The organism is Pseudomonas sp. GW821-FHT02A11, from assembly GCF_059421985.1.
Genome location: NZ_JBWKWB010000002.1, coordinates 51,695 through 67,976, shown reverse-complemented (window position 1 = coordinate 67,976; position 16,282 = coordinate 51,695). Strand labels below are relative to the sequence as shown.

At 59.0% G+C, this 16,282-nt stretch carries 12 protein-coding genes; 4 read left to right on the top strand and 8 right to left on the bottom strand.

The features are described 5' to 3' along the window. Positions 1 to 2: 2 nt before the first annotated feature. The 8 genes from tssH to mrdA all read right to left on the bottom strand — a co-directional run bounded on the left by tssH (position 3) and on the right by mrdA (position 11,845). On the bottom strand, positions 3 to 2,645 hold the full coding sequence (tssH, locus tag AC07V9_RS02790) for a type VI secretion system ATPase TssH (RefSeq protein WP_495014176.1): 2,643 nt from the start codon (positions 2,643 to 2,645) through the stop codon (positions 3 to 5). Between the two features lie 153 nt (positions 2,646 to 2,798). Next, positions 2,799 to 3,290, bottom strand: a complete 492-nt coding sequence (locus AC07V9_RS02785) for an Hcp family type VI secretion system effector (RefSeq protein WP_495014175.1) — start codon at positions 3,288 to 3,290, stop codon at positions 2,799 to 2,801. Positions 3,291 to 3,305: 15 nt separating this feature from the next. Next, positions 3,306 to 5,042 carry an OmpA family protein gene (locus AC07V9_RS02780; protein ID WP_495014174.1) on the bottom strand — a complete coding sequence of 579 codons (1,737 nt, stop codon included), beginning with the start codon at positions 5,040 to 5,042 and terminating at the stop codon, positions 3,306 to 3,308. A gap of 7 nt (positions 5,043 to 5,049) precedes the next feature. After that, positions 5,050 to 5,733, bottom strand: a complete 684-nt coding sequence (tssL, locus tag AC07V9_RS02775; protein WP_495014173.1) for a type VI secretion system protein TssL, short form — start codon at positions 5,731 to 5,733, stop codon at positions 5,050 to 5,052. Further along, positions 5,730 to 7,085, bottom strand: a complete 1,356-nt coding sequence (gene tssK / locus AC07V9_RS02770; RefSeq protein ID WP_495014172.1) for a type VI secretion system baseplate subunit TssK — start codon at positions 7,083 to 7,085, stop codon at positions 5,730 to 5,732. The genes tssL and tssK overlap by 4 nt, the downstream gene beginning before the upstream one ends. Before the next feature lie 23 nt (positions 7,086 to 7,108). Further along, a complete protein-coding gene (gene tssC, locus AC07V9_RS02765) occupies positions 7,109 to 8,662 on the bottom strand; it encodes a type VI secretion system contractile sheath large subunit (RefSeq protein WP_495014171.1) in 1,554 nt (517 codons plus the stop codon). 26 nt (positions 8,663 to 8,688) lie between these two features. Beyond that, positions 8,689 to 9,192 carry a type VI secretion system contractile sheath small subunit gene (gene tssB, locus AC07V9_RS02760; RefSeq protein ID WP_495014564.1) on the bottom strand — a complete coding sequence of 168 codons (504 nt, stop codon included), beginning with the start codon at positions 9,190 to 9,192 and terminating at the stop codon, positions 8,689 to 8,691. Between the two features lie 718 nt (positions 9,193 to 9,910). After that, a complete protein-coding gene (gene mrdA, locus AC07V9_RS02755) occupies positions 9,911 to 11,845 on the bottom strand; it encodes a penicillin-binding protein 2 (protein WP_495014170.1) in 1,935 nt (644 codons plus the stop codon). Between the two features lie 52 nt (positions 11,846 to 11,897). Between mrdA and AC07V9_RS02750 the strand changes: the two genes are divergently transcribed. From AC07V9_RS02750 to AC07V9_RS02735, 4 genes are all read left to right on the top strand, one after another. Further along, a complete protein-coding gene (locus AC07V9_RS02750; RefSeq protein WP_495014169.1) occupies positions 11,898 to 12,074 on the top strand; it encodes a hypothetical protein in 177 nt (58 codons plus the stop codon). A 453-nt stretch (positions 12,075 to 12,527) separates the two neighbouring features. Continuing rightward, positions 12,528 to 13,274: a gluconate 2-dehydrogenase subunit 3 family protein gene (locus AC07V9_RS02745; RefSeq protein WP_495014168.1), complete on the top strand. Its 747-nt coding sequence runs from the start codon at positions 12,528 to 12,530 to the stop codon at positions 13,272 to 13,274. A 6-nt stretch (positions 13,275 to 13,280) separates the two neighbouring features. Continuing rightward, on the top strand, positions 13,281 to 15,044 hold the full coding sequence (locus AC07V9_RS02740; protein WP_495014167.1) for a GMC family oxidoreductase: 1,764 nt from the start codon (positions 13,281 to 13,283) through the stop codon (positions 15,042 to 15,044). Next, positions 15,041 to 16,267 carry a c-type cytochrome gene (locus tag AC07V9_RS02735; RefSeq protein ID WP_495014166.1) on the top strand — a complete coding sequence of 409 codons (1,227 nt, stop codon included), beginning with the start codon at positions 15,041 to 15,043 and terminating at the stop codon, positions 16,265 to 16,267. The genes AC07V9_RS02740 and AC07V9_RS02735 overlap by 4 nt, the downstream gene beginning before the upstream one ends. Positions 16,268 to 16,282 lie beyond the last annotated feature (15 nt).

Here is a 16,282-nt window from a genome sequence, read left to right as displayed (position 1 = left end):
GCTCAGCCCTCCGTCACTGCTGGGTGGTCGGAAAACTGCAAGGTGATGCCTTCATCGTCGCTGTAACCGAGGTTCACCCGGCGAGTGCTCAAGCTCCAGGCCCGGCGCTGGAGCAGTTGCTGGCACACCACTGGCAAAATCTGCCGGTCGAGCAGGCTGTCAATGTTGCGGGCGCCGCTGTCGGGCAGCAAACAGGCTTCGACCAGCATGTCGTGCAGGCGCTCGTCGATCTGGCAATCCAGCGCGTAGTGACGCTGCAAGCGCTGGGCGACTTTGGCGAGCTTGATCGCGACGATGCTTCTCAACGCCCGGGGTTGTAGCGGTCGGTAGATCAGTGTCTGAAAACGTGCCAGCAATGCCGGCTGGAAATGCTCGCGAAGAATGGGGTGCAGCAGTTCTTGCAGCGCGCTTTCAGGCGCATCGGGTTGTGCGTGCAGAGCGGTTTGCAGGGCGTCGCTGCCCAGGTTGGAGGTCATCACAATGACGGTGTTGCGGAAGTCGATTTCCCGCCCTTCGCCGTCGCGCATGAAGCCGCGATCAAAGACCTGATAGAACAGGTTCAACACGTCGCGATGGGCCTTTTCCACTTCGTCGAGCAACACGACGCTGTAAGGCCGTTTACGCACCGCTTCGGTGAGTACGCCGCCTTGGCCGTATCCGATATAGCCGGGCGGCGAGCCTTTGAGTTGGCTGACCGTGTGCGGTTCCTGATATTCGGAGAGGTTGAGCGTGATGAGCGACTTGTCGCCGCCGAACAGTGTGTCCGCCAAGGCGAGCGCCGTTTCGGTTTTGCCCACGCCGCTGGTGCCGACCAGCAGAAACACACCCAACGGCGCCTGTTCCTCGGTGAGCCCAGTCTTGGCGGCACGCAAACGTTGCGCCAGCGCGCCGAGGGCAGCGTCCTGCCCCACCACACGTTCGGCCAGCCGCTGTTCGAGTTGCAACAGGCTGGTCTGTTCATCTTTGAGCAGGCTGTTCAAAGGAACACCGGTCCAGTCGGCGATCACTTCAGCGACACAGCGGCCATCGACATCCAGGGACAGCAACGGTCGATGCCCCTGGACCTCGGCAAACTGACGCTGCAACTGCTCGCAGGTTGCCGGGTGAGGTGGCTGCGCCTCACGCGCGTTGAGCAACTGCACAGCCAGACGCCGCTCTTCTATGTATTGCTGCAGCAGTTGCGTTCGCTGCTCCTCCAGGGCCGAAAGCTGTTCGCCAATGATGGTCAGACGCTCGACGGGGCTGGATCCCGTCAGCTGTGCATCCTGCTCAAGCGCCTTGCGTTCGACCTCAAGTGCAACCTGCAGGCTTTTGACACGGACCAGCTCCTGAGGCTCACAGTCCAGGCTCATACGTACCCGCGCGCTGGCGGTGTCCAGCAAATCGACGGCTTTGTCCGGCAGTTGCCTGCCCGGCACGTATCGGCGGGACAGCGTGACCGCCGCCTGAATTGCGGCCTCCTGGATATGGACGCCATGGTGACAGGCGTAGCTCGCTTTGAGCCCTCGCAGCATGAGCATCGCCTGGATGTCGTCGGGCTCTTGCACCTTGACCATCTGGAAACGGCGCTCAAGGGCCGCATCGCGCTCAAAATACTGCTTGTACTCGCTCCAGGTCGTGGCCGCGATGGTGCGTAGCTCACCGCGGGCCAACGCCGGTTTGAGCAGGTTCGCAGCGTCGGCACCACCTGCCTGATTGCCAGCACCGATCAAGGTGTGCGCCTCGTCAATGAACAACAGCACCGGGTGTTCCGCTTCCTGCACGGCATCGACCACGTTTTTCAGCCGTTGCTCGAACTCACCCTTGACGCCGGCACCGGCCTGCAGAAGACCAAGATCCAGCGTACGCACGCTGACCTGTTTGAGACGGTCAGGGACGTTGCCTTGCACGATGCGTAACGCCAGCCCTTCGACCAGCGCGGTTTTACCGACACCCGGCTCCCCCACCAGAATCGGGTTGTTTTTGCGACGACGACTGAGGATATCGATGACCTGACGAATCTCGTCATCACGGCCAAAGACCGGATCGATCTCGCCGTTACGGGCCTTTGTCGTGATGTCCTGCGTGAACCGGTCCAGCACCGGGTGCGCGTTCTCGGCGGCGGGTGTGATGGGCAAATCCACGCCAGCCTCGTCTGTGTAGACGCCCGCATATTCCTGCAGCGGGCTGCGCTCGTCAGAGTGCTCATCGAGTAAGGGCACCAACGCCTGGAGCTGTGCATCGCTCAAACTCAACAGTGGCCAACCCGCTTCGCACGCCAGCAACTGCGCAGTGTCCATCAGCGCGCCCAGCACATGGTGAGAGCGCAACTGTGCGTTGTTTTCGTCAATCGATGCGCGCAGCCAAGCGTCCTTGATCAACTGCTGCAACTTGCCGCAAAGCTGAGGTCGAGCCTGCGATTTGACCGTGCGCGGAAGGCTGTCGATATGCTCCAGCAACCCGCACCAGAGTGCTTCCATGTCCCACTCGTAGCGTCTGGCAATAACCCCCAGATCGCCTTGGCCCACGCCCAGCAGTTTGAGCAACCAGTGCTCAATCGTGATCAGCCCATGGCCTCTGCTCTGGCAGAACGACGCCGCTTCACTGAGCGCCTTCGCGCAGTAGGGATTGAGGCGGCGAAGCAAGCGGGATGAACTCTGTGCCATGGGGTGCGTCCTTGTTCTGGATTCTGTGCGATGCGTCGATGTAACAAGTCAGTGAGCTGAGCGCGCGATGCCTTTGGCTGATCGTCCCCCAGCGGGCGCCCAGCCAAAGGCGCCGAACCGGCAGGCAATTTGTTGCCTGCCGGCCTTGCAGCGTCAGGCAGTCTGGCGTTCGTTCCATGAGTCGGAATGAATGATGTTGCCGTCCTTGTACGTCCAGGTGATCTTCTCGTAGCGCAGTTCGATCATTTCCAGATGGTTGTGCTTTTCTCTGGAAGGGTCCTTGACGTCGTGCATTTTTGGCGCAACGCGTACTACCTTCACGTTCTCCAGAACGGTGTTGAAGTACTCAACCTCCTGGCCTGCGTCATCGATGCGGTACCACTTGAACTCAGCGCTCTTGAGGGTCTGACCGGTGCCGACCGCCTTGTAGAGGTAGGGGGTGCTGGCATCGATTTCCTTGGTGAATTCAAACGGGGTATGCACGCGAGCCCCGGTCAGCTTGCCGGTATTGTTATCGGTGGGGATGTAAACGCTGTGGTCCTGAGCGACGACCTCAATGCTGCCTTCGCGGGACTGCACGTTGACCGAACCTTTGATGTCTGCGCCGCCGTCGTCTTTCAGCCACAGGTAAACGGGAATAGCCATTTGAAGCTCCTTTTCTCACTCGTGAACTGCCGCGGGATGCGACAGAGATTGCGTATCCGATGCCGTGGCAAGCAGCGCGCAGGCGCCCTCTTCCGGCAGCAGGCGAATGTCGACACGACGGTTGGCCGCGCGACCTTGTTCGGTATCGTTACTGGCGATCGGTTGACTCGCCGCAAAACCCTGCACCGCAAAGCAGCTGTCAGGGATATCACCCATGCGTTGCATCCAGTCCCGAACCGCAGCGGCACGGGCTCTGGACAACTGAAGGTTGTGCTCGGGGTTGCCGGTGGCATCGGTATGGCCTGTGACGACAATCAGCCAGCCAGACTGAGCCTTGATACCCACCAGTGCGTTGATCAGCACTTTGGTCGAGCCAGGCTTGAGCTCGGCGCTGCCGGGGTTGAACAGCGACAGACTGTTCAGCCGTACCGGTTCGGCAAGCCGCTGGGGCTTTTCAGCCAATGGCTGCCGGTACTGAACGATCGCATCCCACAGCAATCGCCTGACCCGCTCTCCTCGATAGAGGCCAAACCCCAGACCGAGCGGTTCACCCTGCCGGTAATAGTCGTCGAGCCGTTGAGCATCACGACGCAGCAGCCGGAACGTCTGCTCGCGCAACAGGCTTTCAGGTTGATCACCGTGAGCGGCTGTGACTGTTGCCGCGTGTCGGCGAAGGTCGTCACTGACTTGCCGGAGCAGCAACAGGTTCTGCCAGCCGGAGTTGACCAACGCAGCCATGCCAGCCAGCACCAGGAACCAGATGCCTATTACCAAGGCGGTTCGGGTGGACGTGTCGCCAGTGTGTCGTGGCAGCGATGCAAGCAAAGCGTCTGGCAGAGGCAAAGCATCGACTGCAGCAAGTGACGGTAAAGGAGAAGCTGACAGTTCTGTTTTTTTGACCAGCCATTGTTGCCACAGGTTATCCACGACCGGCGCGGAGCCTGTAGAAACGAAGCGGACACCGAACGCCACGGGCGTTTCAGCACGGTGTCGCCCTCGGTCGGCGGCCAGATGGGGGACCACAACCTCACTCAACCAGGCCGCAATGCTCCTGAGTCGAACTGCGGTTTGCAGACGGTACGCACAGGCGCCGTCAGCGTTCACTGGCTGCTGCCAGTCCGAGAGGCTTACACACCGACCCTCGTGACGAAGGACAGGGGTTTTCTGGTCGGCTTCCCAGCTGAACCACTCGCCTTCATCAGGCGCGCCCTGTAGATACGTCACCACCAATAAGGGCAGCCTCGCCGCGTGATGGCGCGATACACCGAGTTGATGACCCAGCGCACGAATCCGTTCGGCAAGGATCGCGGCATCAGCGTTGTCGGCCGGATTGACGACGAACATCACGCCGAGCTGCGGCTTCCAGTCAGGACGTACTACCAACAAGCTGGCGACGGTTTGCGGCAACTGCTCGACGCTGGGCACACGGATGTAGCAACCTTGCGCGCTTAACCTGAACGTCGATTGCAAAGCTGGCTCGGGCCCGAATAAAGCGTTCAGACCATCGCCACACACCAGCATCACCGGTTGACGGTAGCCTGGCGAAGGAAACGAAGCATGCCTGGCGAACGCGGCGTGCTCACGAAACAGTGCCGCGCGTCGCCCTGCCTGAGTCCACACTGCCAGGCATGCGATGGCCGCCGCGGCTATAGCGATCAGACGTAACGTGAGCGGTAGAGGGAGCAGGAACAGCACGACGGCAGCAAGTAAAGCTGCCCAAAGTGCAAGCCCGCGAATCAGTTTGACAGTCATCGGTCAGTCACACCTGATCTACAGCCAGCGAGGCAATCAGGTTGGCGAGCAGGTGATCCAGCCCCCACCATGTCCCGCCCAGCACCAGCAAAGCGACCAGCGCATGTAATGTCGGTGAGCGCAACCCGTTGAGGCGATTCATGCGGGGACGCTTGCCCACGACGGTGGGTATGTGCTCGTTGATGTTGAGCGGAAAGACGTGCGCATTCAGCGCAGTCACAATACGTTGGCGCTGCGGATCATCCAGGGTCCGATAACGCCCCAGGAAACCCAGCATCAAGATCCGGTGATAAACGGTCAGCACGGCAGGGTCAGGTGCTGGTTGGCGCAGCACCTCACTCATCTCTTCATACAGGAATACGCCGGCCTGATGCCGGCTGAAAAATCTCGCCTGAAGCGGCTCATTGGTCCATTTGGCGCGCGCGTCTGAATCGGCCCAACTGAGCACGGTTTCGTCCAGCAACGCGCATTGCGCATGGCTGATGAGATCGATGTCGAGCAAACTCATGCCTGCGTCTTGAAGCTGGCGACGCACGCTCTCGATCTGTCCGGCACAAAGGTCCCAGAGCGCATCGCTGCTGCGGGCCGATCCACCTTGGCGCAGTTCGACCACCAGCAGATAGCTGTCCAGCAGCAGCGAATCCACATCTACCGCTTCGGTGAGAGGCGCTTTTCTTGTTAACCGTTTCATGTGCGCAGTACCGCGAAGAGTTCAAGCTTGACGTCTGCAAGGGTGCTTGGCACGTAGAACGCGCAGACCCCCTGCTCCAATACCGCTTGCCCTGGTGACGAGCTCAGGTCGAGAGCGAAATACTGATTCTCAAGGCGCAATGGAATGGCAGCAGGGACATGAGGGAGCGGCTTCAACGGCACGCCGTCAACGGCGGCATTGATCAGGTGATCGACATCGTCTGGCGTGCCGACTTTGCAGAGTCTCGGAAATTGAGTCTGCAGCTGTGCCGCTGACTGGCGGCATCTGACAGAAAGATAAAAGTCGGCTGCCTCTGGCTCACGCAGGCGCAGGTCGTTCAACGTCACCTGCCAGCGGTTTGGTCCGGTTTCTTTAAGCTCCAACGCCACCACCCTGGAGGGCAGGCTGGCTTCCAGCAACGTGGCGATCATCGCCATCATCGGCGGGAAGACGTCTGCCAATTGATCGTGCTTGTAAGCCGGAATGAGATCGACATCGTGTTTCAAAGAGAACGTCAGCAGGGCGCCCGCCAATTTGATCAGCTCCTGATAGACCTGCTCTGGATGTCTGTCAGGATGAGCCTTCAGGTCAGCAAGCACAGGCTGGTAGGTGTTCAACGCATTGAGCAGCCAGAACAACGACACATCGGCCACTGCGAAGTCAGCCATCCGTTGGTTGCTCTCGCGGCGCATGCCCATCAGGCGCTCACGTTTTGCCGATAGCTGGTTCAGGAGGTTTTCCAGTTGCGTCATCAGTCCGGCATGTGCGCCAAAGCTCATCAATGGCGGAACATAGGATGAGTCAATGCTCCAGACGGTCTGCCCGTCCCGCACCAGACGTGCGATCGGGCAGGTGACGTAGTCGGCGTTGTCATCGCTGTCCAGCCGCAGACTCAGCACATGCTCCAGCGCGCCAATCGACTGGTCTTCGTCGCCATAAAGATCGTGCACCTGACGCCACGCCTGGCGGTAGCGCACGGGTCGGTCCGTCCTTTGCCCCTCAAAAAGGCAATTGTTTCCATTGGCGTGCTCCAGGGGTAACGCCAGCAATACCAGCGGACTGCAATCCGATTCGGTCCGCAACGTTTTGAGATCGAGCGCGCCGGGCAGATGGTCGACATGATCGGTGTCGATCAACGTGCCATCTGACAGACGCACCCGCAGCTGCGAAACCTTGAGGATGCCCAACTGAAGGGCTTGAAGATCGAAACCTGCAGCGCCGATGCCCCAGGGATGCACCAGCGACAAGTGCGCCAAGCATTCGTTGGTCCAGGCTTCCCAGCGAGATTGTTGCTGAAAATGCTGCTGTGACAACACAACTCCGGCAGCCCAGAGAGGACGGTAGATTTTCATGTCGTGTTTACCTGGGGTAAGAGTCAAGCCTTCGCTTTGGGCATTTGAGAGACCAAGGACAAATTGACGTCCATGCCCTCCACCTGAAAGTGCGGCACGGCGTACAGACGGGTGCGGAAGAAACCGGGGTTGTCGTCGATGTCTTCGACGATCACCTTCCCTTCGCGCAGCGGGTGCGAAGCCTGAAGGTCGTCACCCGGGTCGGTCATCTCGGTGACCAAGCCGCCCAGCCACTTGTTCAGTTCAAGCTCTAACAGACGGCGATCCTTGGTGGTGCCGATGTTTTCGCGCTGAATCAACTTCAGGTAATGCGCGATGCGCGACAGTAGAAAAATGTAAGGCAAGCGAGCGTTTATGCGGCTGTTGGCCGTGGCGTCCGGCGTGTCGTACAAGGCCGCTTTCTGAGCAGAGTTGGCAGAGAAGAAGCAGGCGTAGTCGCGGTTCTTGTAGTACGAGAGCGGAATGAACCCAAGATTGGCAAATTCAAATTCCCGCGTTTCAGGAATCATCACTTCGGACGGAATTTTTACCTGACTGCCCGTACCCAAGTCATAAAGATGAATCGGCAGATCAGTGACGGCACCGCCTGACTGAGGCCCGCGAATCTGTACGCACCACCCATTGGCGATAAAGCTCTTAACCATGTTTGCCGCAAAGGCAAAGGACGCATTGGTCCACAGGTATTTGCTGTGATCCGGGCCTTTGACACTCTCGACATAGTTGAAACTGCGCACAGGAATCGTGTCCGGGCCATAGGGTAATCGACCCAGCACGCGGGGCATGGTCAGCCCGATATAACGCGCATCGTCGCTATCCCGGAAAGCCTTCCACTTGATGTATTCCGCCCGATCAAAGTAGTTACCGATGTCTTTGATAGCCGCCACTTCCGCCATCGATTCCTTACCGAAAAACGCTGGCCCCACCGAACCTATGAATGGCATATGAGCCGCCGCCGCCACTTTTGAGAGGTTGCGCAGCAGTGCAACATCCTGCGGGGATCGATCAAACTCGTAGTTTGAAATAGCCGCCGCAATGGGTTCGCCGCCAGGGGTGTCGTATTCCTGGGTGTACGTATGGATGTACAAACCGCTTTGCGAAATTTCCGGTGCATCTTCGAAATCTTGTACGAGGTGTTCCTTGCTGATATCCAGTAATTCAATCCTGACGTTCTGACGGAAGTCCGTTTGATCGATCAAGGACTTGAGGCCGCGCCAGGTTGATTCAACGCGTTGAAAGTCGGGATGATGCATAACCGCGTCAAGTTGGCGGCTGATCTGGGCGTCGAGTGACGCAATATGTTCATCCAACAGCGTTTTATCGAGCCGCTCGACTTTGCGTGATGACTTTTTGAGAAGTTCAAGAAAAACATTGACAGCAGCGGTCACGCGCTCGTCGGTCGACGCTTCGGCCAACGCTTCATTTGTCGGGTATGCCTCGACACTCCCCAATTCCGATACCGGGCTTAGGTTGATTTTGGCAAACAGAGCGCTGTAGACACTCTGACGTTCATCCGGCAATGCTGATTCGGACAGTACTGATTCGCCGCCGGACGATTCGGTAGAGGGATTCGAAGACATAGGAGTAAACCTGTAATGGATAAGCGTTAACGTTTTTCTTGCGGCGATAACGTCGCCAGTTCAGCCCGCAGTCCGTCACTGAGCGATTCGTCTTTGAGAATACGCTCAAGCTCTTGGCGGAAGGTGGCGTTGTCCAAAAGGTTGGATTTGAGGTCCCGCAGCAGGTTACGCATGGACAGCAAGGCACGCAGCTCAGGAATCTGCCTGGCCACTTGCTCGGGTTCAAAATCCTTCATGCATTGAAATTTCAACTCGACTGAAGATTGCGAATTGTCGTCGGTCAACGTGCTGTCAACCGCCAGCTTCATGACAGGAGAGAATTCATTAAGCACACTGTCAAAATTGTTTTTATTAATATTAATCTTCGAACGATCCGCTAACGCCCTGCTTTCCCGACCGTTACTGTAATCTCCCATCACCATCAATTTGAGCGGAAGTTCTACTTTTTTCTGAGCACCCCCCGTATGCAAATCGAGCTTTATATTGACCCGAGCCTTGGGCACTTCATCCTGAAAACTATTAGAAGCCATATTTCCTCCGCAAGCGATGAACTCGCCGCCTAACGACCAAATATCGACTCGCACCGCATAGACGTGACAGGTCACGACCGATACCGGACCTATTTACGGTGAACCATTAATTCAAGCAAAACGATGCCTGGATGCGAGAGCACGCAGATTAATCAGCAAAAATAATAAAAACTACCAGCAAAGTTAAAATGGAGAGCTTTCTTACACATTCACGAGCCAGGTCCTACAGCAGGTCAATTTTGCGACGCCCGCTGGTTTTTTCGTGAATAGACAGAATTTAAACATCCAGCAGACCATCAATAAACATTGGCTAAACATCATGTTTATTAGCATGCGAGTGGCGAACTGGCGTCTTAATTGAACGAACTGTATCCATGATTCAGCCGTACACGACTGGATTGTTCAGGCCCGCGGTAGATTTAAATAAAATAGGTTAGCGCCATATCAGGCTCAGAAAACCTGCCTTTGCGCGTTATGTTTCGCAAAGGCTGAAATCGCCAGCCTACCAGTTGGAAAAAGGTGCGCGTGTAGGAGCATTCAACAAATGATCCCCTCGAATCGCCAGCCGCTCCTGTCTGCTTCCCGCCTGTGTGTTCAGGGTCATTGCGACTGTATCGGCCATCTACCTGCGAACGGTGATGACGCATTCGCAGTGCGCGCTCCCGCAAAGCGCCTCGCGAATCGTCGTATAGCATTCAGCGCAAAGGTACACCCGGCCTCAAACCGGCGGCTGCACCACCGCCTTGCTCGGCGCCGCAATCTGTTGCTTGGGATTGACCGGCGGCGTATTGGGCGTTGCGTACTGCGGTTTCAGATGACCGTCCTGGTCCAGCAGCCAGGCATCGAGAATCTGCCGCACCACAGGGCCCGCCACTCGACCGCCCGCCTCGCCGTTCTCGATCATTACCGCCACGGCAATTTTCGGATTCGCTGCCGGCGCAAAGCCGACGAACAGGGCGTTGTCACGATGCCTTTCCAGCGTCTTATCGCGGTTGTAACGCTCGCCCTGCTTGATCGCCACCACCTGCGCCGTACCACTCTTGCCGGCGATGCGGTATTGCGCGCCCTGGGCGGCGGCGCGGGCGATGCCACGGGGGTCGTGCATCACCGACTGCATGCCGTTGTTGACCTGATCCCACTCGCGGGGATCACGCAGCACGATGTTCGGCATCGGGTGCTCGTCCACCGGGGCAACCCCGCCGATTTCCTTCGCCAGGTGCGGACGATTCCATACGCCCTTGTTGGCGATCAGCGTCGTGGCCTGGGCCAGTTGCAACGGCGTGACCTGCATATAGCCCTGACCAATGCCGAGAATCACCGTCTCGCCGGGAAACCACGCCTGACGCCGGGTGATGCGCTTCCATTCCTTGGACGGCATCAGGCCTGCGGACTCTTCGAACATGTCCAGCGAGACCTTCTGGCCGATGCCGAACATGGTCAGATAATCGTGCAGGCGATCGATGCCCAGCTTGTGCGCCAGGTCATAGAAATAGGTGTCGTTGGAGCGCATGATCGCCGCGTTCAGGTCGACCCAGCCGTCGCCGCTGTGGTTCCAGTTGCGGTACTTGTGGTCGAAATCCGGCAGCTGGAAATAGCCCGGATCGAACACTCGCGTAGAGGGCGTGATGATGCCGCTGTCGAGTCCGGCGATTGCCACTTCAGGCTTGATCGTCGAACCCGGCGCGTAGAGGCCACGCAGCACGCGGTTGAACAATGGCCGGTCGACCGAATCGCGCAGCGCCGAATACTCTTTGAAGCTGATACCGGTAACGAACAGGTTCGGGTCGAAACTCGGCTTGCTGACCATCGCCAGCACTTCTCCCGTGGTCGGGTCGATCGCCACTACCGAACCGCGCCGGTCGCCCAGGGCGTCTTCGGCCGCTTCCTGCAATTTGATGTCAAGGCTCAGGGTGATGCTCTTGCCAGCAACCGGATCGTGGTGATTCAGCACCCGCAGGACGCGACCCTGGGCGTTGGTTTCCACTTCTTCATAGCCGACGTGGCCATGCAGTTCGTTCTCGTAGAAACGCTCGACACCGGTCTTGCCGATGGACTGGGTGCCGCGGTACTCGACCTGATCCAGCTGGGTCGCTTCTTTTTCGTTGATCCGCCCGACATAGCCGATGGAATGGGCGAAGTGTTCGGCCAGCGGGTAATGCCGCACGAACTGCGCCTCGACATCCAGCCCCGGCAGACGGAACTGGTTCACCGCCAGCAGGGCGATCTGTTCTTCGGTCAGCTCATAGAGCAAGGTCACCGGAACGAAACGGTGCGGCGAGTTCTTCATCGCCTTGTCGAAGATGATGCGGTCTTCATCCGGCAGGTTGAGGATCTGCATCAGGGTGTCGATCACCGCATGCCAGTCTCCCGCCCGCTCGCGGGTCATGGTCAGGTTAAAGCTGGGACGGTTGTCGGCGAGAATCACGCCGTTTCGGTCATAGATCAGCCCGCGTTCAGGGGGAATCGGCAATACGTGAACGCGGTTGTTTTCGGAAATGGTCGAGTGATAGGCGAACTCGATGACCTGCAGGAAGTACATCCGGCAGACCAGCGCGATGCTGAGCAGGACCACGAACGCAGCGCAGGCCACCAGACGGTGGTTGACCAGCCGGGTTTCCTTTTCATGGTCTTTTAACGGTATGGGATCGGGCATTTCTACAGCTACTCGGAGAAAAAAGAACGATACAGACGCAACAGGCCCAAGCATGCGGGACGCAAATGGCGTGCACGATACCAAGAAGCGCCACGCACCATGGGCCGTTCTTCATGAAAATCCTGTCATGTTGGCAAAAAGCGACGAGGGGCTTTGGCGGTTCGGCGTGAAAACAGGTGAGAAATCGATGAATTTTTTATTGCGAGAAACGGATCAATGCCAACACTGAGCGAGGATCACCTAATCCATTGAAAAGCAGATCAGATTGCACCGCTTCAGGCCCCCATAGGACCCAGCACAGAACAACGCCACTAGCACAGCCCTTCCAGCGATCTAGCACATCTGCACCCTGATTACTCGGCGATCAGGGCACGAAATGGCAAAAAACGCACTGTTACCAAAACGGTAACAGTCATTTACCGTTTTCAGGGGATGCAACAACCGGCAACACATCTATGATTGCGCTTCGCGTGGAAGAGATGACCAGCCAGTTATGGCACTTCCCCGCCTAGCGTGCACGTTTTGCCCGCTGGCTTGCCAGAGACCCGATGTCACACCCGCCGCAACGCCTGCTCGACACGTTGAGCTGTCGAGTCAAACCGTGAAACACACTTACGACACCGCCTGTTCGCGGACCATGCTGGCCATGGCCCTTGAACAGGCGTGTTCGCAGGAGCCTTGAATGACAGAGAAATCCAGAGGCCTGACCCGCCGCCAGTTGCTGAAGTCCGGAGCGACCACCTTGGCCGTCGGCGCCGCCGCAACGGCCAAGGCCGCCACCGTCGTTGGCGTTCCAGAGTGGGTTCCGTTCGACCACAACGGCCCGATGCACTACGACACGCCCGGCTGGCAGTTTTTCAGCGCCTTTGAGGCGAGCGCAGTAGAAGCCATCGTTGCGCGCCTGATTCCCGCCGATGACCTCAGTGTCAGTGGCAAGGACGCCGGTTGCGCGGTGTTCATCGACCGCCAATTGGCCGGTGAATACGGCACCTTCAGCCGTCTGTACATGCAGGGCCCGTTCGAAAAAGGCACGCCAATGCAGGGCGATCAGTCCGAGTTCGTGCCGCGCGATCGCTACCGTCTGGGCCTGGCCGGCCTGGAGGCCTACTGCCAGAAGCAGTTCCAGAAAAGCTTCGCCGCCCTGGCCCCCGAAGAGCAGGACAACGTGCTGACCGGTCTTGAAAAGGGCGACATCGCCCTGGACGGCATCGACGCCAAGCTGTTCTTCCAGCAAGTGCTGGGCAACACCATGGAAGGTTTTTTTGCCGACCCGGTCTACGGCGGCAACCGCGACATGGTGTCGTGGAAAATGATCGGCTTCCCCGGCGCGCGTTACGACTACCGCCCCTACATCGCCCAGCACAACCAGAAGCTGAACCTGGTGCCGCTGTCCATTTCCGGCAGCACCGCCTGGACCAAGAAGGGTTAATTCGACATGGCCAAAAAATTACCTTCCACCGATGTCGTGGTTGTCGGCCTCGGCTGGGCCGGCTCCATCATCGCCAACGAGCTGGCCGATGAGGGACTGAAAATCATCGGTTTCGAACGCGGCCCATGGCGCGACACCGCGGCAGACTTCAATGTCGCGTCCGCGGCAGATGAACTGCGCTACAACCGCCGTCAGGACCTGATGCTCAGAACGCGGCAGAACACCACGACCATCCGCAACAGCATCAATGAGACAGCGCTACCCATGCGCAGCTGGGGATCGTTTCACCCCGGTAACGGCACTGGCGGCGCGGGCAATCACTGGGCAGGCATTACCTTCCGCTTCCAGCCCCACGAATTCCGTCTGCACAGCTACCTCACCGAGCGTTATGGCAAAGAAATTTCGCCGGAACTGACCCTGCAGGACTGGGGCACCGACTGGGAGGAAATGGAGCCGTTCTACACCAAGTTCGACCGTTTGGCGGGTGTCTCGGGTAAGGCTGGCAACATCAAGGGCGTGATCCAGGAAGGCGGCAACACCTTCGAAGGCGCGCGTTCGGAGGAATACCCCAACCCGCCGACCGAGCAGACTTACGCGCCGACGCTGTTTGCCGAAGCCGCGAAAAACCTCGGCTACAAGCCGTTCCCGGTGCCGTCTGCACTGGTCTCCAAGCCGTACGTCAACTCCTTGGGCGTGGCCATGGGCCCGTGCACGTATTGCGGGTTCTGCACCAACTACGGCTGCGCCAACTACTCCAAGGCCAGCGCCATCACCACTGTTCTGCCGGTACTGATCCGCAAGCCGAACTTCACGGCCATGACCAACTGCGAGGTCCTGCGCGTGACCATGGACAGCAGCGGCAAGCGCGCCACGGGCATCGTCTACATGGACGCCAACGGCGAAGAATGGGAACAACCTGCCGAATTGGTGGTGGTCAGTGCGTTCATCTTCGAGAACGTGCGTCTGATGCTGCTCTCCGGCGTCGGTCAGCCTTACGACCCGGTCACCAACACTGGCACCACGGGCCGCAACTACGCCTACCAGACCGCCAATAGCGTGCGGATGTTCTTCGATGACAAGAACTTCAACCCGTTCATCGGCGGCGGCGCCATCGGCATGGGCATCGACGAGTTCAATAACGACAACTTCGACCATTCGGGTCTGGGCTTCGTCGGCGGCGGCAGCACCCGGGTTACGCCCATCGGGGCCGCGCCCATCGACTCGCGCCCGCTCCCGCCCGGCACTCCGGCCTGGGGTTCGGAATGGAAAAAAGCGACGGTCAAGAACTACGCCGCCAACATGTCCATCGGCTGTGAAGCAAGCAGTTACGCCACCCGCACCAACTACCTGTCGCTGGATCCGACCTACAAGGATCCGCTGGGCCGTCCGCTTTTGCGCATCACCTTCGACTTCCCCGAGAACGACCGCAAGATGGCCGCGTACGTCACCGGCAAGGTCGCGGAAATCGCCAAGAGCATGAACCCGCGGCAGATGGTGCCCAGCTCTCAGCAGGGCCACTGGAACAGCGCGCCGTACCAGTCTTCGCATATCGTCGGCGGCTTCATCATGGGCGCCGATCCGAAGAACAGCTCGGTGAACAAATACCTGCAAGTGTGGGGCGTACCGAACCTGTTCGTGGTCGGCTCCTCGGCCTTCCCGCAGAACCCTGGCTACAACCCGACCGGCACCGTGGCGGCGCTGGCCTTCAAAGCGGCGGACGCCATCCGCACCCGCTACCTCAAGCGTCCAGGGGAGATGATCAGCGTATGAAGACTCTTCTGACTGTTTGTGCGGGCGTCATCGGACTCTCCGTATCCATGGCTCATGCAGCCACTGGCGCCGATTCCTACAACATCGTCGAAAAAGGCCGCTACCTGACCACCGTTGGCGACTGCACGGCGTGCCACACCCTGCCGGGCAAACCGCTGTTTTCCGGCGGTGTGATTCTCGACACCCCGTTCGGCAAACTGGCGGGCGCCAACATCACCCCGGACCCGGTCACCGGCATTGGGCGCTGGAGTTTCGAAGACTTCCAGAACGCCATGTCCAAGGGCCACGGTCTGGATGGCAAACGCCTGTATGGCGCGATGCCGTTCACGGCCTACACCAAGGTCAAGCGTGAAGACAACCTGGCCATTTTCGCCTACCTGAAAACCGTCGATCCGGTGGACAACAAGGTCGAAACCAACCAGTTGCCCTTCCCGTTCAACGTGCGCACCAGCCTGATCGGCTGGAACCTGATCAACTTCAAGGAGGGCGAATTCAAGGCCGATCCGCAGAAGTCCGAGCAGTGGAACCGCGGCGCCTATCTGGTCGAAGGCCTGGGCCATTGCGGCACTTGCCACACCCCGAAAAACCTCATCGGCGGTGACAAGAACGATCAATTCCTCACCGGCGCCAACCTGCAGAACTGGGTTGCGCCGAATATCACCTCCACCGGCACTGACGGCCTTGGGGCGTGGAATGAGGACGACATCGTCAAGTACCTGAAGACCGGCGCCAACCGCTTCGACATCGCTTCCGGCCCCATGGCCGAGGAAGTCGAGCACTCGTCGCAGCACTGGACCGACCAGGACCTGATGGCCGTCGCTGTCTACCTGAAGGATGGCGCCAAGCCCGTGGAAGCCGTCAGACCGCTGGCTGCCAACGACCCGGCGATGGTCACCGGCAAGGCGATCTACGCTGACCGCTGCTCGGCCTGTCACACGCCGAACGGGGAAGGCGCTACCAACCTGTTCCCGAAACTGGCCATGGCCCCGCTAATCAACAGCAACGACCCGTCGTCGCTGATTCGCGTGGTGCTGGCCGGCAGCCGTGCGGGCGCCACCGACGCGGCGCCCACCGCGCCGGCCATGCCTGCATTTGGCTGGAACCTGTCGGATGAAAACGTCGCCGACGTGCTCACCTATGTGCGTAACACTTGGGGCAACGCCGCGCCTGCGGTGTCCAGCGCCAGTGTGAAGGACGTGCGTGAGGCGTTGACGCCGAAGTAAGCGTCGACGCATTTG